The sequence below is a fragment of the Paraburkholderia phytofirmans OLGA172 genome (genome assembly GCF_001634365.1).
GTDB lineage: Bacteria > Pseudomonadota > Gammaproteobacteria > Burkholderiales > Burkholderiaceae > Paraburkholderia.
The window spans coordinates 2,980,342-3,001,931 of record NZ_CP014578.1; the positions used below are offsets into that span (position 1 = coordinate 2,980,342).

At 63.1% G+C, this 21,590-nt stretch carries 17 protein-coding genes; 8 read left to right on the plus strand and 9 right to left on the minus strand.

The features are described from left to right. Nucleotides 1–61: 61 nt before the first annotated feature. The 4 genes from AYM40_RS13055 (at nt 62) to AYM40_RS13070 (ending at nt 6,598) form a co-directional block, all read left to right on the plus strand. Nucleotides 62–865: an inositol monophosphatase family protein gene (locus tag AYM40_RS13055; RefSeq protein ID WP_063496586.1), complete on the plus strand. Its 804-nt coding sequence runs from the start codon at nt 62–64 to the stop codon at nt 863–865. A 249-nt stretch (nt 866–1,114) separates the two neighbouring features. Next, a complete protein-coding gene (gene lplT, locus AYM40_RS13060) occupies nt 1,115–2,413 on the plus strand; it encodes a lysophospholipid transporter LplT (protein WP_063497993.1) in 1,299 nt (432 codons plus the stop codon). A gap of 146 nt (nt 2,414–2,559) precedes the next feature. Further along, nucleotides 2,560–5,256 (plus strand): DNA mismatch repair protein MutS, encoded by a 2,697-nt coding sequence (mutS, locus tag AYM40_RS13065; RefSeq protein ID WP_063496587.1) that lies wholly within the window; start codon nt 2,560–2,562, stop codon nt 5,254–5,256. Further along, a complete protein-coding gene (locus tag AYM40_RS13070) occupies nt 5,243–6,598 on the plus strand; it encodes a hypothetical protein (protein ID WP_063496588.1) in 1,356 nt (451 codons plus the stop codon). Before mutS ends, AYM40_RS13070 begins: the two co-directional genes overlap by 14 nt. Here the strand turns inward: AYM40_RS13070 and AYM40_RS13075 are convergent. Next, nucleotides 6,578–7,120 (minus strand): FKBP-type peptidyl-prolyl cis-trans isomerase, encoded by a 543-nt coding sequence (locus AYM40_RS13075; RefSeq protein WP_063496589.1) that lies wholly within the window; start codon nt 7,118–7,120, stop codon nt 6,578–6,580. The two genes, AYM40_RS13070 and AYM40_RS13075, sit on opposite strands and share 21 nt — an antisense overlap. A 32-nt stretch (nt 7,121–7,152) precedes the next feature. Between AYM40_RS13075 and AYM40_RS13080 the strand changes: the two genes are divergently transcribed. Further along, nucleotides 7,153–8,403 (plus strand): cupin domain-containing protein, encoded by a 1,251-nt coding sequence (locus tag AYM40_RS13080; RefSeq protein ID WP_063496590.1) that lies wholly within the window; start codon nt 7,153–7,155, stop codon nt 8,401–8,403. A gap of 231 nt (nt 8,404–8,634) precedes the next feature. Then, complete coding sequence (locus AYM40_RS38510) at nt 8,635–8,898, plus strand: hypothetical protein (protein WP_082855077.1); 264 nt, start codon at nt 8,635–8,637, stop codon at nt 8,896–8,898. Between the two features lie 147 nt (nt 8,899–9,045). Here the strand turns inward: AYM40_RS38510 and AYM40_RS13090 are convergent, their stop codons facing one another. From AYM40_RS13090 to AYM40_RS13100, 3 genes are all read right to left on the minus strand, one after another. After that, nucleotides 9,046–11,355: an ATP-dependent DNA helicase gene (locus AYM40_RS13090; RefSeq protein ID WP_082855173.1), complete on the minus strand. Its 2,310-nt coding sequence runs from the start codon at nt 11,353–11,355 to the stop codon at nt 9,046–9,048. 63 nt (nt 11,356–11,418) lie between these two features. Next, nucleotides 11,419–11,637 carry a DUF465 domain-containing protein gene (locus tag AYM40_RS13095; protein WP_063496592.1) on the minus strand — a complete coding sequence of 73 codons (219 nt, stop codon included), beginning with the start codon at nt 11,635–11,637 and terminating at the stop codon, nt 11,419–11,421. Between the two features lie 128 nt (nt 11,638–11,765). Further along, nucleotides 11,766–12,773 (minus strand): hypothetical protein, encoded by a 1,008-nt coding sequence (locus AYM40_RS13100; protein WP_063497995.1) that lies wholly within the window; start codon nt 12,771–12,773, stop codon nt 11,766–11,768. Between AYM40_RS13100 and AYM40_RS38515 the strand changes: the two genes are divergently transcribed. Together AYM40_RS38515 and AYM40_RS13105 are read left to right on the plus strand one after the other, a co-directional pair. Then, nucleotides 12,694–12,936, plus strand: a complete 243-nt coding sequence (locus AYM40_RS38515; protein ID WP_082855079.1) for a hypothetical protein — start codon at nt 12,694–12,696, stop codon at nt 12,934–12,936. The two genes, AYM40_RS13100 and AYM40_RS38515, sit on opposite strands and share 80 nt — an antisense overlap. Before the next feature lie 144 nt (nt 12,937–13,080). Beyond that, on the plus strand, nt 13,081–15,423 hold the full coding sequence (locus tag AYM40_RS13105; protein ID WP_063496593.1) for a Tex family protein: 2,343 nt from the start codon (nt 13,081–13,083) through the stop codon (nt 15,421–15,423). Between the two features lie 197 nt (nt 15,424–15,620). Here AYM40_RS13105 and AYM40_RS13110 read toward each other — a convergent pair whose 3' ends face one another. The 5 genes from AYM40_RS13110 to AYM40_RS13130 all read right to left on the minus strand — a co-directional run bounded on the left by AYM40_RS13110 (nt 15,621) and on the right by AYM40_RS13130 (nt 21,569). Then, the gene (locus tag AYM40_RS13110) at nt 15,621–17,507 is read right to left on the minus strand and encodes a potassium transporter Kup (protein ID WP_063496594.1); all 1,887 of its coding nucleotides are present in this window, start codon (nt 17,505–17,507) and stop codon (nt 15,621–15,623) included. A 353-nt stretch (nt 17,508–17,860) separates the two neighbouring features. Then, nucleotides 17,861–18,445 carry a phosphoribosyltransferase gene (locus AYM40_RS13115; protein WP_063496595.1) on the minus strand — a complete coding sequence of 195 codons (585 nt, stop codon included), beginning with the start codon at nt 18,443–18,445 and terminating at the stop codon, nt 17,861–17,863. Between the two features lie 3 nt (nt 18,446–18,448). Beyond that, entirely contained in the window at nt 18,449–19,795 is a 1,347-nt protein-coding gene (locus tag AYM40_RS13120) for an adenylosuccinate synthase (RefSeq protein WP_063496596.1), read from the minus strand. Nucleotides 19,796–19,997: 202 nt separating this feature from the next. Continuing rightward, entirely contained in the window at nt 19,998–21,149 is a 1,152-nt protein-coding gene (locus tag AYM40_RS13125; RefSeq protein ID WP_063496597.1) for an ATP phosphoribosyltransferase regulatory subunit, read from the minus strand. Nucleotides 21,150–21,377: 228 nt separating this feature from the next. Continuing rightward, complete coding sequence (locus AYM40_RS13130) at nt 21,378–21,569, minus strand: DUF2065 domain-containing protein (RefSeq protein WP_054041860.1); 192 nt, start codon at nt 21,567–21,569, stop codon at nt 21,378–21,380. Nucleotides 21,570–21,590: the final 21 nt, after the last annotated feature.

A 21,590-nucleotide genomic window follows, 5' to 3' on the forward strand; every position in this document is an offset into this window, starting at 1 on the left:
CTCATCCCGCGCTCATTTACCGGTAAGCAGCCGTGCTGCCCCGGCACAAGGATCCAGTCTCATGCATCCCATGCTCAATATTGCTGTGAAGGCCGCGCGCCGCGCAGCCCAGATCATCAACCGCGCGTCGCTCGACCTCGATCTCCTCCAGGTCAGCAAGAAACAGCACAACGATTTCGTCACGGAGGTCGACAAAGCGTCTGAAGCTGCGATCATCGACACGCTCAAGACCGCCTACCCCGATCACGCCATCCTCGCCGAAGAATCCGGCAAGTCGGACAACGAGTCCGAATATCAGTGGATCATCGATCCGCTCGACGGCACCACCAATTTCATCCACGGCTTCCCGTACTACTGCGTGTCGATCGCGCTCGCCCACAAGGGCATCGTGACGCAGTCCGTGGTCTACGATCCGACCCGCAACGACCTGTTCACCGCTTCGCGCGGCCGCGGCGCGTTCCTGAACGACCGCCGCATTCGTGTCGCCAAGCGCGACCGCCTCGCTGATGGCCTGATCGGCACCGGCTTCCCGTTCCGCGAAAAGGACGGTCTCGAAGCGTACGGCCGCCAGTTCGCCGAAATGACCGAAGCCTGCGCCGGCCTGCGCCGTCCGGGCGCCGCCGCGCTCGATCTGGCCAACGTCGCCGCGGGCCGGATGGACGGCTTCTTCGAGCAAGGCCTGAATCCGTGGGACGTCGCCGCGGGCAGCCTGCTGATCACGGAAGCCGGCGGTCTGGTCGGCAATTTCACGGGGGACTCGGATTTCCTGCACGTTGGCGAAATTGTCGCGGGCAATCCGAAGGTCTACGCGCAGATGATCCCGATCCTGTCGCGCTACAGCCGTACGCGTCAGCAATCGGCTTAAGGTCTCGGGTTTCTGAGGTCTGAGGTCTCAGGTCTGGAGCCGAAACCCGTTATCCGGCCCGCTCTGCGCCGGCATCGGCAACACGAAAAGCGGCTGCGGCCGCTTTTCGTTGGCGCGCCTGCATCCGGCAGGCGTTCGTGCTACAAAGCGGGAGGCCGCGCCGGCATGCTCGATCGCCGGCTGCGTTTCGCGCGTTTTTTGCAGCGCCCTGCTTCGCGCCAGACTTCCGCGCAGTTTCCGATCCGCTTCATGAAAAAAGGCTTCTACACAATCATCGCGGCGCAGTTCATTTCGTCGCTCGCGGACAATGCACTGCTGATCGCCGCCATCGCCTTGCTGTCGGTGATCCGTTCGGCCGCCTGGGTCACGCCGCTGCTGCAGATTTTCTTTACCATCTCCTACGTGTTGCTCGCTCCCTTCGTCGGCGCGTTCGCCGACGCGATGCAAAAGCGGCACGTCATGTTCATCTCCAACGCGCTAAAGGCGAGCGGCTGCCTGATGATGATCGCCGGCGTTCATCCGATGATCGCGTACGGCGTGGTCGGCTTTGGCGCGGCCGCATATTCACCGGCCAAATACGGCATTCTCACCGAGCTCCTGCCCGCGGCAAAACTCGTCAAGGCGAACGCGTGGCTCGAATCGGCCACCGTCCTGTCGACCATTGTCGGCACGATGGTCGGCGGCGCGCTGATCAGCACCGTTGCCGATAAATTCGTCGCCCATGCGCATTTGCCTCTGATCCGCTCCTCCGCCGATCTGGCCATGTTCGCGGTGATGCTCACCTATGCCATTGCAGCGGGAATCAACGTCTTCATTCCCGACACTGGCGCGCGCTATCCGAACCGTTTGACCGAACCGAAGAAACTGGTCGGCGACTTCTATCATTGCTTCAACGTGCTGTGGGCCGACAAGCTCGCACAGATCGCGCTGTGGGTCACGACGCTGATGTGGGGTGGCGCGGTCACACTGCAATTGCTGGTGCTCAAATGGGCGAACGTGAACCTCGGCTTGTCGCTGTCGAAGGCCGCCGTGATGCAAGGCGTCACGGGTCTCGGCATCGCCGTCGGTGCGGCTGCCGCGGCCGCGCTGATTCCGTTGCGCCGTTCGCTGCGCGTGCTGCCGATCGGCATCCTCACCGGCGCGGTCGCGATCGCCGTGGCGTTCTATAACAAGGACATGTTTCCGGCCGGCGCCGGCATTCGTATCGGCTCGTATGTCCTGCCGATCTATATCCTGCTCGCCTATCCTGTGATGATTCTGCTCGGCGCGCTGTCCGGATTTTTTATCGTGCCGATGAACGCGATACTTCAGCATCGCGGCGCGACGCTGCTCTCCGCGGGCCATTCGATCGCGGTGCAGAATTTCAACCAGAACCTGGCCGTGCTGCTGATGCTCGGCGCCTACGCGCTGCTGCTCATCGCCAAGATGCCGGCGCAATGGATCATCGTCGTGTTCGGCAGCTTCATCACGTTCATGATGTGGCTCGCAAAACGGCGCAGTGCCGTGAATGAGCGCACGGTGGATATGCGGGCGCTGGTGGAAGAGTGACGGCATGGCGAGCGCCGCCCAGTTGGCACGAGAATTCGCCTCGCGGTCTGAAATGCTTCGCGGATTGGCCGTCCAGCCAGGGTCCGCTCGCCGCGCCGGCAGGTTAAACTCACGCCCTGAACAGCTTACGCAAGAAGACACCAAGGATGGGCATTCAAACCGCAGCGGCCAATGACGTCGCACAACACACGCCGATGATGCAGCAGTACCTGCGCATCAAGGCGGATCATCCCGGCACGCTGGTGTTTTACCGGATGGGCGACTTCTACGAGCTCTTTTTCGAAGATGCGGAAAAGGCTGCGCGTTTGCTCGATTTAACACTTACGCAGCGCGGCGCGTCGGCGGGCAACCCGATCAAGATGGCGGGCGTGCCGCATCACGCGGTCGAACAGTATCTGGCCAAGCTGGTGAAGCTCGGCGAATCCGTCGCGATTTGCGAGCAGATCGGCGATCCGGCTACGTCGAAGGGGCCCGTGGAGCGCAAAGTCGTGCGCGTGGTAACGCCGGGCACACTGACAGACGCGGCACTTCTGTCCGACAAGAGCGACGTCTATCTGATGGCGCTGTGCGTCGCGCATAACCGCCGCGGCGTCGCAACGAGCATCGGGCTCGCGTGGCTGAATCTGGCGAGCGGCGCATTGCGCCTCGCCGAAGTCGCGCCCGACCAGGTAGCCGCCGCGCTCGAACGGATTCGTCCCGCAGAAATTCTGGTGGCCGACACCCTCGCGGACTCTGCGAGCTGGACGCCGCCCGTCAACGCCGGCGCCCTCACCCGCGTGCCGGTCTGGCACTTCGATATCACCTCGGGCACACAGCGTCTGTGCGATCAACTGGAGGTGGCCGGCCTCGATGGCTTCGGAGCGCATTCGCTGACGGCGGCATGCGGCGCGGCGGGCGCGCTGCTGCTGTATGCGGCGGCCACGCAAGGCCAGCAATTGCGTCACGTGCGCAGCCTGAAGGTCGAGTACGAGTCCGAATATATCGGGCTCGACCCTGCCACGCGCCGCAATCTTGAACTCACGGAAACGCTGCGCGGCACCGAATCGCCCACACTGTGCTCGCTGCTCGACACCTGCTGCACGACGATGGGCAGCCGTCTGCTGCGTCACTGGCTGCACCATCCCCCACGCGAAGCCGCTGTGGCGCAAGCACGTCAGCAGGCCATCGGCGCATTGCTCGACGCGCCGCCGGGCGCAGGCGTCGAAACGCTGCGCGGCGCGTTGCGGCAGATCTCCGACATCGAGCGGATTACCGGGCGTCTCGCGCTGCTGTCGGCGCGGCCTCGCGATCTGTCGAGCCTGCGCGATACATTCATCGCCTTGCCCGAGTTGCGCACACAACTCGCGGCCGTTTCGTCCAATGCGGATTCGCTGGCGCGTATCGACGCGTCGCTGGAACCGCCGCAAGCGTGTGTCGAACTGCTCAAGCGCGCGGTCGCGCAAGAACCCTCCGCCATGGTGCGCGACGGCGGCGTGATCGCCCGCGGCTACGATGCGGAACTCGATGAGTTGCGAGATATTTCGGAGAACTGCGGACAGTTCCTGATCGACCTCGAAACGCGCGAACGGGCGCGCACCGGCATCGGCAATCTGCGGGTCGAGTACAACAAGGTGCACGGCTTCTATATCGAAGTCACGCGCGGTCAGACCGACAAGGTGCCGGACGACTACCGCCGCCGGCAGACGCTGAAAAACGCCGAGCGTTACATCACGCCGGAACTGAAAACGTTCGAAGACAAGGCGCTGTCCGCGCAGGAGCGCGCGCTGGCCCGCGAACGCTCGCTGTACGACGCGTTGCTGCAAGCGCTGCTGCCTTTCATCCCGGATTGCCAGCGGGTCGCCGCAGCACTCGCCGAACTCGATCTGCTGACGGCCTTCGCCGAGCGCGCCCGCGCCCTCGATTGGGTCGCGCCGACGTTTTCGCCGGATACCGGCATCGAAATCGAACAAGGCCGGCATCCGGTTGTGGAGGCGCAGGTCGAGCAGTTCATCGCTAACGACTGCACGCTCACACCGGAGCGCAAACTGCTGCTGATCACCGGCCCGAACATGGGCGGTAAGTCGACCTTCATGCGGCAGACTGCGCTGATCGCGTTGCTCGCGTACGTCGGCAGCTATGTGCCGGCACGGCGCGCGGCATTCGGTCCGATCGATCGCATCTTCACGCGGATCGGCGCGGCGGACGATCTGGCCGGCGGCCGTTCGACCTTCATGGTGGAGATGACAGAAGCGGCGGCGATCCTGAACGACGCGACCCCGCAAAGTCTCGTGCTGATGGACGAGATTGGGCGCGGCACGTCGACGTTCGACGGCTTGGCGCTAGCGTGGGCCATCGCGCGGCACCTGCTCTCGCACAACGGCTGTCATACGCTGTTCGCCACGCACTACTTCGAATTGACGCAGTTGCCCGCCGAGTTTCCACAGGCGGCCAATGTGCACCTGTCGGCAGTCGAGCATGGGCACGGCATTGTGTTCCTGCATGCGGTCAGTGAAGGTCCGGCGAATCAGAGTTACGGGTTGCAGGTCGCGCAACTGGCCGGTGTGCCGAACGCAGTGATCCGCGCGGCCCGCAAGCATCTCGCGCATCTCGAACAGCAATCGGCGGCGCAACCCGCACCGCAACTCGATCTGTTCGCCGCACCCATGCCCATGCTGGTCGAAGACGCCGACGACGAACGCGATCAACGCCATGACACGCCGGCATCGGCGGCGGCATCGCCGGCCATGCAGTTACTCGTCGAGCGTTTGCGCGCAATCGACCCGAACGATCTGCGCCCGCGCGAAGCGCTCGATCTGCTGTACGAACTGCACGAGCTGGCCGCCGCGCCGGATGCAGATCATTGACGCACACAGGCCTCAGCAGCGTCCGCGCAAACTTTGCTCGGCGCTGACCCTCGCCTTCACGCTCACGAGCGGCTTCGCGTCGCTGGTGGGGCTCGTCGCGTTTGCCCCGCTGGCGCACGCCGAAGCGCCGCGCTATGCCTTCGCGGTCGTCGCCAGCACGATGCAAAACCCCGCCGACGAAGCGCCCACGCAACGCCTGATCGAGGCGATCGGCCGCGACCGCGACGTATCGTTCATCGTCTATGACGGCAATCTGAAGGGCGCGAAAGAAGCCTGCCGCGATGCGTTATACGAACGGCGCCACGCGTTGCTCGAAACGTCGCGGCCCGCCCTCTTCTTCATTCCGGGCCAGCACGACTGGGCCAACTGCGGCACGGCTGAGGCCGGCGGCTTCGACCCGGTCGAGCGGCTCGATCAATTGCGCCAGACCCTGTTCACGGACTCCACGTCGATGGGTCAAAACCCGATTGCATTGACGCGCGAGAGCGAAGTGTCACGCTTTCGTCCGTTCCGGGAGAACGTGCGCTGGCAAGTCGGCGATACCGTGTTTGTCGGCCTGAACGCGCCGGGTCCGAACAATCACTACCTGACTGCGGGCGGCCGCAACGGCGAGTTCGAAGACCGCGTGATCGCCAACGCATTCTGGCTCGAGCACGCCGCCGAATACGCCAAACGCCGCGAAGCGCGCGCGATTGTCGTCTTCATTCAGGGTGACCCTGATCCGGAACGTTACGAACGGCCCGACCGTTTTGCGTGGCTGCGCTTTGCGCGCAACACGCGCCGCGACGGTTTTCTGGAATTCAAACGCAGCCTCGTCAAACTCGCACAGACTTTCCGCGGCCCCGTGCTGGTGATTCATTGCGACGATGAACGTGCGAGCGCCGGCTTCGTGATCGATCAGCCGCTACGCAACGACAAGGGGATGCTGGTAACGAATCTCACGCGTGTCGCGTTTGCGCCGCGTGATCGTCTTAACCAGTGGATTCAGATTGAAGCGGATTTCGGCAGGAAACCGCCGTTCCGCGTGAGTGTGCGCGACGTGCCGAGGCAAATGCCGATGCCTGCGGCGCCGCCCGCGCCGCCGCGTGAAGAACCGTCGGCTTCGATGCCGGCCGTGCCTGCGTTAGGCCCCGCTTCCGAATTGCCGCCGTTGTTGCCGACGCCCGGGCAGCCACAACCGGTTCAACCCGACCAGCCGCAGCGCAGACCGGCGGACGACGGCAGCGGCGATTATGGGCCCGCCATGTCCGCCCCGCCCGATGCGGCGGTTTTGCCGCGTGCACCGGGTGCGCCTTCAGGCGCTCCCGGGACGCCCGCAAGCTCAGTGCAGCGTGGGCCCTGACTTGTCGTCTTCGGCTTCGTCGTCATCGTCATCGAGTACTTCGAGGCCGTCGGCGCCATGCGCGTGTTCGTGCTGGATTTCGTCCTCAGTAGCCGGACGCACGTCCTTGACGGTCAGCGCGAAGCGCAGCGCCATGCCGGCGAGCGGATGGTTGCCGTCGAGCACGACTTTATCTTCTGCCACGTCGGTCACCACGTAGACGAGCGAATCGAGATCCTCATCGCCCTCTTCCGGCGTGCCTTCGAATTGCATGCCGACTTCAAGCGGTTCCGGGAAGCGATCGCGCGGCTCGATCTTCACGAGATCGGGGTCGTACTCACCGAACGCGTCTTGCGGCTCGAGCTGGATCTGGGTCTCGAAGCCGGCCTCGTGGCCGTCGAGCTCTTCCTCGATCTTGGGGAACGTGCCATCATAGCCGCCGTGCAGATAGACCATCGGCTCGTCGCTTTCTTCAATCAGATTGCCCTGCGCATCCGATAGCTTGTAAGCGACCGACACGACGGTGTTCTTTACGATTTTCATTCGATTCTCCAGAATACAACTCACATTATACGATGCCCAAGCGGCCCACTGACCACCCGGCCGATGCAGCTTCGGCACGGAAATCTTCGTCGGCTTCGAAGCCGGCGCTCCCTGGCCTCCCGCCCTCGCCCGACACGCCCACGCCGCTGCTCGGCAATCTGACACCGTCGCAATTCATGCGCCGGTACTGGCAGAAGAAGCCGCTGCTGATCCGCCAGGCGATCCCGAACGTGGAGGCGCCGCTGTCGCGCGAAGCGTTTTTCGAGCTGGCCGATCAGGACGAAGTCGAAGCGCGGCTGATCACGCACTTTCGCAACAAATGGCAACTCGAGCACGGCCCGTTCGCGCCTGACGAACTGCCGTCGGTGAAGCAGCGCGCCTGGACCTTGCTCGTGCAAGGTGTGGACCTGTACGACGATCGCGCGCGTGCCTTGCTCGACCGCTTCCGCTTCGTGCCGGACGCGCGTCTGGACGATCTGATGATTTCGTATGCGAGCGATGGCGGCGGCGTCGGCCCTCACTTCGATTCCTACGATGTGTTTCTTTTGCAAGTAAAAGGCAAGCGCCGGTGGCGGATCAGTGCGCAGAAGGATCTGACGCTCCAGCCGGATTTGCCGTTGAAAGTTTTACAGCATTTCGAGCCGGAACAGGAATGGCTGCTCGAACCGGGCGACATGCTGTATCTGCCGCCGCATATCGCGCATGACGGTGTCGCCGAAGGCGAATGCATGACCTGCTCGATCGGTTTTCGCGCCCCGTCAGCGGGAGAATTGACCGCGCAGTTCCTCTACCATCTGGCCGAGCGCGGCGAGTCGGCGGCGCGGCCTGACGCGCTCTATCGGGATCCACAGCAACCCGCCGTGGACCGCCCGGCCGAACTGCCCGCCGCCTTGATCGAACGCGTTGGCGCAATCCTTGCGGGAGTCAAGTGGAGTGAACAGGACATAGCGTCGTTCCTCGGCACTTACCTCAGCGAACCGAAGCCGAGCGTCGTCTTTGATCCCCCGCAACGACCGCTTAATGAAGCCCGTTTTATCAGTCAGGCAACGAAGTCCGGTATTCGGCTGGACCGCAAGACTAATTTGTTGTACAACCGCCGTTTTTTCTTCGTAAATGGAGAAAAAATGCCGTTTGACGGCGCAAAAAAGTGGCTATTTGACCTCGCCGACCACAGGTGTATGAGTGCGAAACGCTTTGTAACACTCTCACACGATTCGTCGGTGACAGCACTGCTTCACGAGTGGTATTGTGCGGGCTGGATACAAGTGGGCGAGCTTGCGTAACTCTGCCCGCGTGTTATACCGTACTGTGAAATTTTGTATGAGAAAGACAACGTATTGACCCCGGATTTATGGATTGTCAGTACGAAAGTGCATATAATTTCCGCCCAAGCCGTAGGGAAGATTCTAGCTCGTCAAAAGAGCGTCTCCACCAGCGGCCCAGGTCGGTGTTGGAGCACATTACCGGTATTATTTTGCGCTGTTGCTTACCTTTAACCATAAAAGGACGTGATCATGAAGAAATCCCTCCTCGTAGCATCCCTGTTGGCAGCTGTTGCACTGGCTGCATGCAACAAGAGCAACGATCAGGCCGCTGCACCGGCTGCTAGCGACGCTGCTGCCGCTTCGGCACCGGCTGCTGCTGCTTCGGACGCTGCTGCTGCTGCGTCGGGTGCTGCTGCTGCTGCGAGCGATGCTGCTGCTTCGGCTACGGCCGCTGCTTCGGACGCAGGCGCTGCTGCTTCGGCTGCTGCTCCGGCTTCGGGCGCAAGCCAGTAAGCTGTCGCATAGGGTTCGCCTCTGGGCGAAAACCGCATCGGGAAATCACCTCGATTTCCCGGGCGGTAAAGCAAAAAGCCACGGATTCACATCCGTGGCTTTTTGTCATTTAAACGCCGTTTTTTCAGAACGGCATCACTTAATCGCCTATTGAGCCGGCGCTGCATTCTCTTCAAAGAACTCGCGCACGACTTCGATCTCACGTGTGCGCTTGAACGGCGGCAGGCTCTGCCATATGCGGCGCCCATACGGCTTGTCGACGAGACGCGTGTCGCAGATCATCAGCACGCCGCGATCGGTCTCAGCGCGGATCAGACGGCCTGCGCCCTGTTTGAGCGTAATCACGGCCTGCGGCAACTGGTGGACCGCAAACGGGCTCAAGCCTTTCTTCGTCAGCGCATCCAGACGCGCCGACAAAACCGGGTCATCGGGCGGCGCAAACGGCAGCTTGTCGATCACGACCAGCGAGAGCGCATCGCCACGCACGTCCACGCCTTCCCAGAAACTCTGACTGCCCACCAGAATCGCATTGCCGTACGCACGGAAGCGATCGAGCAACTCGGTACGGCTCGCATCACCCTGCACGAGCAGCGGATAGTCCCAGCCGCGCGCCTCGATGGTGTCGCGTAGCTTGGTCGAGATGCGGTCCACAGCACGCAACGTCGTGCATAACATGAATACGCCACCGCCCGATGCTTCGATCGCCGGCAATGCAGCGTCGAACACGGCGTCGGTAAACATCGGCGACGAAGGCTGCGGCAAATTGCGCGGCACGTACAGAAGCCCTTGCGTCGGATAGTCGAAGGGACTCGGCAGCGTCATCGAACGTTTTGCGTTCAGGCCCATCTGCGCCGCATAGTGCGTGAAGTCGCCCCGCACCGACAATGTCGCCGACGTGAAGATCCACGCGCGCGGCACGCCGGCGCGCTGCTTCGCGAAGATCGGCGCGACCGACAGCGGCGTTTCGTGCAACTGCACCGTATGCGCAAAGACTTCGATCCAGCGCACCTTTTCATTCGGATCGGCGCGTTCGGTCTTGGCGTCTGCCGGGGCAGCGGCTGCGCGTTCGGTCTCGGTGGGCGGTGTCGTCCAGCCCGCAAGCACGCCTTGCAACTCGCGTGCGCGCCGCAAACACGCGCCGATCGATTCGGCGCGCTCGGCCTGACCGGCCAACGCAGCGGTCAATGCGTCGAGCTCGGCTTCAAGCGTTTCGAGCGCGGGGAATAACGGATGATCGTCGGGCAACTGGCCGATCGACAAGCGCACCGAGTCTTCCTTGAAGGCGAGCCGCACGTCACGCGCCGCGCGTTCGAGCGTCGAGCCGAGCTTCACCCAGTCAACCGACTCGCGCGCATGACCTAGCCCCTCCGCCACGGAATCGCGCGCGAGTTCGAGAAATTGCGTGGTGGAAAGCGTCTCGCCGAAAAACAGCGTCGCGGTTTCCGGCAGTTGATGCGCTTCGTCGAAGATGATGGTGTTCGCCGTAGGCAGCAATTCAGCCATGCCCGTATCGCGCAACATGATGTCGGCGAAAAACAGATGGTGATTGACCACCACGATGTCGGCCTGCTGCGCCTCGCGGCGCGCCTGCATGACGAAGCAATCCTTGTAGTGCGGGCACTCCTGGCCGAGACAGTTTTCACGTGTGGACGTGACCATCGGCCACACCGCCGCCGTTTCCGGCACGCTCGCGAGTTCGGCCTTGTCGCCGGTGCGCGTGATCTTGGCGAAGCGAATGATGTCCTGCAGATACGAGGTTTCCTGGCGCGACGGCAGACGGCCGTTATCCGCAGTACGCTGCAGATAGTAATGACACAGGTAGTTCGCGCGGCCCTTGAGCATCGCCACCGAGACCGGCACGGCGAGCGCATCGCGCACCGTCGGGATGTCGCGCTGAAAGAGCTGATCCTGCAAATGCTTGGTGCCGGTGGAGACGATCACCTTGCCGCCCCACAGCATGGCCGGCACCAGATACGCGTAGGTCTTGCCGGTACCTGTGCCCGCTTCAACGATCAGCGTGTTTTCGCTGCCGTCGAGACCGTTCGACTCGTCGGTTTCGGCGGCTTGCGCTACAGCATCCGTGCCCGCCGTTTGCAAACGCCGCGCCGGACGCTTTTGCGCCTCGAACATCGCCGGCTCCGGCATGGCGCGGCCCGACGCTTCCATGGCCGCCGCGACGGCGCGCGACATCTCGATCTGCGAGGCGCGCGAGCGATAGCCATCGATCTGACGGGCGAGCAGCCCGTTGTCGGCGAAGATGTCGTCCAGTTCGGCGACGCGGCGTGGATTCAATGATGCGGCGAGCGCAGACGCGGCAGGACGCGGCGCCGGAGTGCCGGCCACCGGAGTGCCGGCCACCGGAGTGCCGGCCACCGGAGTGCCGGCCGCCGGAGCGCCGGCCGCCGGAGCATCATCGCCCGTCGTGGCGTGTGGTGAAGTTTCAAGCGGTGAATTCAAGGCAAGCGTTTCCTGCAAAGTCCGGCGCGCGCGGCGCGACCCGGCACCTGCCAGGCCGCGAACTCAGGCGCGTGCGTCCGGTTCGAGCTGCAATTGCAGCAAGATGATGGTGTCCTTGACTTTGAGTTTGCGCTTTTTCAGGCGCTGCAACTCGAAGTCGTCGATGCCGAGCTCATCCGACATTCGGTCGATCAAGCGATCGAGCCCACTATGCTCCGATTCCAGTTGCAGAATCCGGTCGCGAAGTGTGTCCGCGGTGATGACGTGATGTTGATCGCGCATGCTCGCCTCCTCTCGTAAGCGGCACAGGCTGCGTGGCGCAGCCCAGTGCCTGAGGTTGCTGTCCGGCTTAAAACGCGTTACGGCGACTACTGCCCTGCACAACCCTACCAGAACCCGCTACAGCACACCTATTGTTGCTGTTGCTGCTTTTGCTGTTCTTCAAGTTGCTGCTGCTCTTTCAACTGGTCCTGACGTTTCTGCTCGGCCTTCTCGGCCGCCTGCTTCTGACGGGCCTCAACGTCGGCTTTGTGTTGCGCCGCATCAGCCTGCTTCTTTTCAAAGCTCTGCTGCTTCTCCACCCGCTCCTGCGCCTTTTGCGCACCCTGTTGACGCGCTTGCTCGAGCTTGCGCTGGAAGTCGCCCTGTTTCTGATCGTACGCCTGGCTGTTGGCTGCGGCCTGCGACGGACTGATGCCGCGCTGCGCCTGATCCAGCGCGTGCTGTTGCTGCTTCTGCTGATAGGCTTCTGCGTTGGCGCTGCGCTGGGGCGCCTCGGCTGTGCGCTGCGCCTGGTCGAGCTGGTGTTGGCGCTGCTTGTCTTCGTAGGCTTGCGCGTTACGCGCGTCGGCGGCGGCGCGTTGCGGCGCGCTCGCTTCGTCTTGTGCGCGCTTGAGCGCTGCCTGCTCGTCACGCTGGCGGGCGCGCTGGACACGCTGTTCGCCGTCGAGCGCGAGCTGCTCCTTGCGAATGTCGGCCTGCACCGAACGCATGCTGTCGCGCGCCTTGCTCAGACAGTGGTTGACGAAGAACTTGCTGTAGCAATCGTGTTCGGCAACCGCGTAACGGTAGTCATTTTCCTCGGTGCGCTGATCCAGGACTTTCTGCCGCGCGTCGAATGCGCTGTCGGGCGAGGCCGGGTTGTCGGCATTCTCAGCGCCACCGGCAGTACCCGCATTCCCGGCATTCCCCGCGCCCGTGCCGTTCGTGGTGCTCGTTGCGCCCGCCGCGCTCGCTGCCCGTGCGCCCGAAGCGGCTGCCGGCACGAGACTGCTGGCGGCCTCGAGCGGCGCTGCGGATTGCGCCGCCGCTGGCGCGGACATGGCTAGCGCCGCAGCCATGACGCACGCGGCGCACGAAGCAAAAAGCGCCCGCTTGAACGGAAACGCCGACCTGAACACGGACCGCGAGGCCGACATGAGCGACGTAAGCGGCGAGCGCACCAAACGCGGCGACGAAAAAGGCGGCAAGTGTGACGAGCGAGAGACCAAGCGGGAGCCCAGGCGGTTGAGGGACAAAGAGGTTGGCAACGTCGTAAATGGTCAACGGAACATGCCCGAAATTCTATCATCCTGCGGTTGAGCCCTTTGGCATTTATGGCAAAATGCCCCGCTCCAGCAACCTGGTCGCAGCGCGCACGCCCAGCGTGCACCGGCGTGCCCGGCGTGCCCGGCGTGCCCCCTTAGTGCGCGACCTTTGATTGAGTAGCAGGAACACCAAGACCTTATGACGGAAACCGTAGCACTCAAGATCGTACAGCGCATCGCCGCCGAACTGTCCGTCCAGCCGCGCCAGGTCGCGGCCGCGGTGCAACTTCTCGACGAAGGAGCGACTGTTCCGTTCATCGCCCGCTACCGGAAGGAAGTGACCGACAATCTCGACGACACGCAACTGCGTAATCTCGAGGAGCGCCTGCTGTATCTGCGCGAGCTGGAAGACCGGCGCGCCGCGATCATCGCCAGCATCGACGAACAGGGCAAGCTCACTGACGAGCTGCGCACCGCGATCGAAGGGGCCGACAGCAAGCAGGTGCTGGAAGACCTGTATCTCCCGTACAAGCCCAAGCGCCGCACGCGCGCGCAGATCGCCCGCGAAGCCGGCCTGCAGCCGCTCGCCGACGCGCTGCTGGCGAATCCCCTGCTCGACCCGCAAGCCGAAGCCGCCGCCTACGTGGACGCCGAGAAAGGCGTCGCCGACATCAAGGCCGCGCTCGACGGCGCGCGCGACATCCTCTCCGAGCAGTTCGGCGAAACCGCGGACCTGCTCGGCAAGCTGCGCGATTACCTGTTCAACCAGGGCGTGGTGTCGTCGAAAGTGGTCGAAGGCAAGGAAAACGCGGAAGAAGAGAAATTCCGCGACTACTACGACTACGCCGAAACCATCAAGACCGTGCCGTCGCATCGCGCGCTGGCCCTGTTCCGCGGCCGCAACGCGGGCGTGCTGATGGTCAAGCTGGGGCTTGGCGAAGAGCTCGACGCGCAGGTGCCGCATCCGGGCGAAGCGCTGATTGCCCGCCACTTCGGCATCGCCAACCAGAACCGCCCGGCCGACAAGTGGCTCTCCGACGTGTGCCGCTGGTGCTGGCGCGTGAAGGTGCAGCCGCACATCGAAAACGAACTGCTGACCAACCTGCGCGACGAAGCCGAACACGAAGCGATTCGCGTGTTCGCGCGCAACCTGAAGGACCTGCTGCTGGCCGCGCCGGCGGGTCCGAAGGCCGTGATCGGCCTCGATCCGGGCATGCGCACCGGGGTGAAAGTGGCGGTGGTCGATCGGACCGGCAAGGTGCTCGCCACCGACGTGATTTATCCGCACGAGCCGCGCCGCGACTGGGACGGCTCGATCGCGAAACTGGCGCGCATCTGCGCACAGACGCAGGCCGAGTTGATCAGTATCGGCAACGGCACCGCGTCGCGCGAGACAGACAAGCTTGCAAGCGAATTGATCGCGCGTCATCCGGAGTTCAAGCTGCAGAAGATCGTCGTCTCGGAAGCCGGCGCGTCGGTGTACTCGGCCTCCGAACTCGCGGCGAAGGAATTCCCTGACATGGACGTGTCGCTGCGCGGCGCCGTGTCGATCGCGCGCCGTCTGCAGGACCCGCTCGCAGAACTGGTGAAGATCGACCCGAAGGCGATCGGCGTCGGCCAATACCAGCACGACGTGAATCAGCGCGAACTGGCCCGCTCGCTCGACGCGGTGGTCGAGGACTGTGTGAACGCGGTCGGCGTGGATGCCAATACGGCCTCGGTCGCATTGCTCGCGCGCGTGTCGGGTCTGAACGCAACGCTGGCTCGCAACATCGTCGATTATCGCGATGCAAACGGCCCGTTCCCGTCGCGCGAACATCTGCGCAAGGTGCCGCGTCTGGGCGACAAGACCTTCGAACAGGCCGCCGGGTTCCTGCGCATCAACAATGGCGAGAATCCGCTCGACCGCTCGTCGGTTCACCCGGAGGCCTATCCGGTCGTGGAGCGCATGCTCGCGAAGATCAGCAAGCATGTCGGCGAGGTGCTCGGCAATCGCGACGCCCTGCGCGGCCTGTCGCCGGCGGAATTCGTCGACGAACGCTTCGGCCTGCCGACCGTACGCGACATTCTGCTGGAACTCGAAAAGCCGGGCCGCGACCCGCGCCCCGAGTTCAAGACAGCGACCTTCCGCGAAGGCGTCGAGAAGGTCAGCGACCTGACGCCGGGCATGGTGCTCGAAGGCGTCGTGACCAACGTGGCGGCCTTTGGTGCGTTCATCGACATCGGCGTGCATCAGGACGGTCTCGTGCACGTGTCGGCCATGTCGACGAAGTTCATCAAAGACCCGCACGAAGTAGTCAAGGCCGGCCAGATCGTCAAGGTGAAGGTGCTGGAAGTCGATGTGAAGCGCCAGCGCATCGCGCTGACCATGCGTCTGGACGACGAGTTCGGCGCGGCAGCCGCGCCGCGCAGCGGTGGCGGCGCCCAGCAGGATCGCGGCCGCTCCGGCGGCGGTGGACGCGGCGCGCAGCAACAGCGCTCGCGTGAGCCGGAAGCAGGTGGCGCAATGGCTGCTGCATTCGCCAAGCTCAAGCAGAAGTAAGCGGGTTCTTCAGCGCGTGACTGAGTCAGGCGCTGAAGTTCACGAGACTGTGCGCGACCCGTCCTGACATAGGTTGACGCCCAGGTCAGGACAAGCCAGCGGCAAAAAAAAGCCCACGCAAGATTGCGTGGGCTTTTTTGTCTCTGGTCGCTCGCCACACTTCGGCATGCAAGGCGCTTACGATCCTGGGTCCGCGCTCAAATCTCGATCTTCGTTCCCAATTCCACCACCCGATTGGCCGGAATGCTGAAGAAATCGGTCGGCTTGGCGGCGTTCTGATGCATCCATGCGAACACACGTTCGCGCCACACCGACATGCCCGGCAACTGCGTCGGCACCACCGTTTCGCGCGCGAGGAAGAACGACGTGTCCATCAACTCGAACGTCATGTCGTGCGTGCGGCCGACCTCGAGCAACACCGCCTTCACGTCAGGCGTTTCGTTGAAACCGTATGCCGCCTTGACGAGGTACAAGCCGCCGTTGAGATCCTTGACCGTCACGCGTTCCGCGTCATTCACGTACGGGATATCGAGCGTCACGAAGGTCAGGAAAATGGTGCGCTCGTGCAGCACCTTGTTGTGCTTCAGGTTGTGCAGCAAGCTCACCGGCACGAGTGAGTCGCTGCCCGTCAGATAGATCGCGGTACCCGAGACGCGGTGCGGCGGATGCGCGAGCAAGCCTTGCAGGAACGGCATAAGCGGAATACCGTCAGCCGCCGTACGCTCCTTGACGATCATCCTGCCCTTGAACCAGGTCATCAGCAAAAAGAACAGGAGCGCGCCAATGCCAAGCGGCAGCCAGCCACCTTCCGCAACCTTGAGCAGATTGGCGCCGAAAAAGCCCAGGTCGACCGCCATGAACACGCCGATGATCATCGCCACGAGGAACTTGTTCCAGTTCCATACCTTCACCATGACGACGCAGGCGAGGATCGTGGTGATGACCATAGTGGCCGTCACCGCAATACCGTACGCGGCGGCGAGGTTATCCGAACTCTTGAATGCGAGCACGATGCACAGAATGATGAACAACAGCATCCAGTTCACCACCGGCACATAGATCTGGCCGATCGCCAGTTCCGACGTATGCAGAATCTTCATGCGCGGCACGTAGCCGAGCTGGATCGCCTGGCTCGTCAGCGAATAGGCACCGGAAATCACCGCCTGCGACGCGATCACGGTCGCCACCGTCGATAGCACCACGAGCGGCAGCAGCGCCCAATCCGGCGCGAGCAGGAAGAACGGGTTTTCGATCGCCTTCGCGTCATGCATCAGCAGCGCGCCCTGGCCGAAGTAGTTCAGCACCAGCGAAGGCATCACGAGGACGTACCAGGCCATCCGGATCGGCTTGGCGCCAAAGTGGCCCATGTCGGCGTAGAGCGCTTCCGCGCCTGTCAACACCAGCACGACCGAGCCGAGCACCACATAAGCCTGCAACACGTGCGCGGCCATAAAGGTGTAGGCGTAGTACGGATTCAGCGCGCGGATCACGTTCGGCGACTGAATGATGTGCCACAGACCCAGAGCGGCGAGCACCAGGAACCACAGCACCATGATCGGGCCGAACAGGCGGCCGACGGTGGCCGTGCCGTGCCGCTGAATCCAGAACAGCAGCACGAGGATCACCATGGTAAGCGGCAACACGAGATGGGACAGATTGGGCGCCGCGATCTCCAGACCTTCGACTGCCGAGATCACCGAGATGGCGGGCGTAATCACCGCGTCGCCATAGAACATGCAGGCGCCGAAAATGCCGAGCATCATCAGCAAGCCGGCCATTTTCGACTTCTGGTCGATAGAGCGCATCGCCAGCGCCATCAGCGCGAGGACACCCCCTTCGCCGTTGTTGTCGGCGCGCATCACGAACAACACATACTTGATGCCGACCACGATCACGATCGCCCAGAACAGCAGCGAGATCACGCCCAGAATCGATTGATCGGTCAGCGGAATGCCATGCGACGGGCTGAAGGCCTCTTTCAACGAGTACAACGGGCTCGTGCCGATATCGCCGAATACCACTCCGATCGCGGCAATTGCGAGGGAAGGCAGAGGCTGTTTGTGCACGTGATTGTTATCTGTCATAGACGCGAGGAAATCCGTTCCCTGAGCGGAAAAAACGACCGCTATTCTAAACTGCCCGCCTAGCGCCGCCCGGCTTGTTGTGGATACACCACGTGGATGGTCCGCGAAGTGTAGCACCGCGATTTGGGCGCGTCTGCTGCGTCAGGCGTTTCGCCGGCGCTGGCGAGCGCATTCCGCGGAGCGCCGCACCGTTCTTAGCCCGCGCTACGACATACACACCAAGCAGGCGCTTAGCACCCCGCACTCACACACAATGCATATACGGCGCACATAAAAAAACGGAGCCCAACCGGACTCCGTTCTGCAGGCACTGCACTGGCTACGCCGCGATAAGTACGGCGTCGTAGCACGCATCACGTGCCCGACGACTCCTGCTGCATACCGCGCTTGATCCACGCACCGAGGTTATGCGGGCGAACCGTATCCCATTCCTCGAACGGCTGGTGAATCCACGGATTGGTAGGCAGATACTGCACGTGGTAGTCAGGCTTCACTTTCGAGCAGCCCTTGTACCAGAGCACCGCCGAGCGCACCGCCGTGATCGCCGGATAGCGTTCTTTCAGATGTTGCTGCACGCGTGCCAGCGTCACACCGGAATCGACCAGATCGTCGACCAGCAGCACATTGCCGTGCAGCTCGCCGCGCGTCATCGTGATGTATTGCGCGATGTCGAGATCGCCCTGCTCCGTGCCGGCCGCTTCGCGGTACGAACTGGTGGCGAGAATCGCCAGCGGCAGATCGTAAATACGCGAGAGCTGATCGCCGACGCGCAAACCGCCGCGCGCGAGACACAGGATCTTGTCGAACTTCCAGCCCGACTCGTGCACGGCCAACGCGAGTAGTTCGATCAGCCGGTGATACTCGTCCCAGCCGACCCACAGGTTCTTGTCATCGTTACGCGGATCTTTCATCGCAATCATGGGTACACCTTGCACCATGGCTTAAACCTTGAACGGATGACGAAGCAGGATCGTTTCGTCGCGATCCGGACCGGTCGACACCATGTCGATCGGAATGCCCGCGACTTCCTGCACGCGCGTCAGATAAGCACGCGCGGTGGCCGGCAGCTTGTCCCATTCGGTGATGCCGACGGTGCTTTCCTTCCAGCCCGCGAAGGTTTCGTACACCGGCACGCAGCGCGCGACTTCCGAAGCGCCACGCGGCAGCAGGTCGACATGCTTGCCGTCGACCGTGTAGCCGATGCAGAGCTTCACTTCGTCGAGGCCGTCGAGCACGTCGAGCTTGGTCATGCACAGGCCCGACACGCCGTTGATCTGGATCGAGCGGCGCAGCGCGGCGGCGTCGAGCCAGCCCGTGCGGCGCGGACGGCCGGTGACCGAGCCGAATTCCTTGCCGACCTTGGCAAGTTCCAGGCCGATGGGTTCCTGACGCGCGGCGTTATCCGCGTCGTACAGTTCGCTCGGGAACGGGCCCGAACCGACACGCGTGCAATACGCCTTGGTGATGCCGAGGATGTAGTTCAGCTTTTGCGGACCGACGCCTGCGCCTGCAGTAGCCGCACCGGCCACGCAGTTGCTCGACGTGACGTACGGATAGGTGCCGTGGTCGACGTCGAGCAGCGTGCCTTGCGCGCCTTCGAACAGCAGGTTGTTGCCGGCTGCGTTTTCGTCGTAGAGACGGCGCGACACGTCGGTCACCATCGGCTTCAGACGATCGGCATAGCTCAGCATCGTGTCGAGCGTTTGCTGGAAGTCGACCGCGGCGACGCCCAGGTATTGCGTCAACACGAAGTTGTGATAATCGAGGTTTTCACGCAGACGTTCGGCGAAGCTTTCCGGCTCGAACAGGTCTTGCACGCGCAAGCCGCGGCGCGCCACCTTGTCTTCGTAGGCCGGGCCGATGCCGCGGCCGGTGGTGCCGATCTTGCTCGCGCCACGGCGCGCTTCGCGGCCCTGGTCGATAGCAATGTGGTACGGCAGGATCAGGGTGGTGGCTTCGGAAATGAAGAGGCGATTCTGAACATCGACCCCGGCGGCCTCGAGCTCGCCAATTTCCTTGAACAGCGCTTCCGGCGACAACACGACGCCATTGCCGATATAGCACGCGACGCCGGGATGCATGATGCCCGACGGAATCAGACGCAAGATGGTTTTCTTGCCGCCGATGATAAGCGTGTGACCGGCATTGTGACCGCCCTGGAAGCGAACGACGCCTTGAGCGTGGTCCGTCAGCCAGTCGACGATCTTGCCCTTGCCTTCATCACCCCACTGGGTCCCCACGACGACGACGTTGCGCCCGGGGTTCACATTCACTGCGCTGGCAGACATGTTGTTTCGTAAGCTGGTTAAAAACGTATTCTACCTATGTTCGCGGAACCTTCCGAATTTTTCCGTTTCCGCTCAACGGTATGCACGTTATGGTGGGTATATCGAAAATAGCGTGGCGAGTAGCCGCGCCGGGTCCGGCGACGCTTTGGACGCCTTCTGAAATGCCCTTGGGTCACCCCGCGAGCGGTCTATCTATGCGGGCTCAGGGACGGGGCTCGACCACCCACGCGCCGTTGCGCTCGACCAACACGCGGTCGCAGGCGAATTCGTCCAGATCGTGCTCGTGACCAGGAAGCGCCTGGATCACGACTTCACCTGCGTTACGCAGCGCGGCAACGCTGGTGCGCAACGCTTCGTCGTGCTGCCAGGGAGCAAGAATCGCGCTGCTGCGGGCCTCGACGGGAGAAATGCGAGCGACCTCGCGCAAATCGAGCGAGAAGCCGGTGGCCGCGCGCGCGCGGCCGTAGGCCTGGCCGACGTGGTCGTAACGGCCGCCGCGCGCAACCGCATTCGGCACGCCGTCGACATAGGCCGAGAACATCACCCCGCTGTGGTACGCGTAGCCGCGCAAATCGGCCAGGTCGATCATCACCTCGGCACCGTTCACCTGGCTCGCAAGGAATGCAAGGTCGTCGAGCGCGCGCGCGATGGCCGGTGCGTTCGGCAAGCGTGCACGGGCTTCGTCGAGCACCGAAGCGTCGCCGTAGAGCGCGGGAAGCGAGCGCAATGCGTCGCGCGTGACCGGCGTGAGATTGGCGGTCAACTCGACGAGGCGTGGCACGTCCTTGCCAGCCAACGCGTCATAGAGCGATTGACCCAATTCGGCAGCAGCAGGCTCCCCTTCGATCAGCGCAGCGAGCACGCCTGCATGACACAAATCGAGGCGCACTTTCGCGAGGCCGGCCAGACGCAGCGCGTCGAGCATCAACTGCTGGATTTCCAGATCCGCTTCGAGACCGGCGTGACCGTAGATTTCCGCGCCGATCTGGATCTGCTCACGCGTGGCGTGCAGCCCGCGCGGACGCGTATGCGCCACATTGCCGGCATAGCAAAGACGCGTCACGCCCTGACGATTCAGCAGATGCGCGTCGATACGCGCGACCTGCGGCGTAATGTCGGCGCGCAGACCGAGCGTGCGCCCGGACATCTGATCGACGAGTTTGAACGTGCGCAGATTCAGATCGTGCCCGCCGCCGGTGAGCAGCGACTCGATGTACTCGAGCAGCGGCGGCATCACCATCTCGTAGCCGTACGAGCGGAAACGGTCCAGCAAATGGCGCCGCAACTCTTCGATCTTGCGGGCTTCCGACGGCAGCACGTCGGCGATATTCTCGGGAAGTAACCAGGTCGACATCGATACAGTCCTACGACGTTGAACACGGCGACTGGGGGCGCCGGTAAGTGTGTGTGAATGGCGGGCGACGGCTCTATTCTGGCGGTTTTCGCAGGCGTCGGAACTGCCCTTCGCAGCCCCTCAGCCGGCCTTGGCCCGCGCCAGAACGCTCGCGCTGGTGCACGCCGCTGTTGCCACGCATATCACCATCGCGATGGCACGCAGCGACGAGCGCTGTGCAGCGTCCCTTCAGGTCACGATGAACAGCAGGATTAACCCGAGCACCATCACGACCAGCCCGCCGACGCGAATCTGATGCGGGGGCCGTTCCGCTATTTTACGGAACGTGTCGCGCCAGGCGCTCGGAAAAACGAAGGGAAACATCCCTTCAATAATCAGCATCAATGCGATCGCGAGCAGTAACGAGCCGGCTATGTCCATGCGAATGAAGAGGCCGCGATG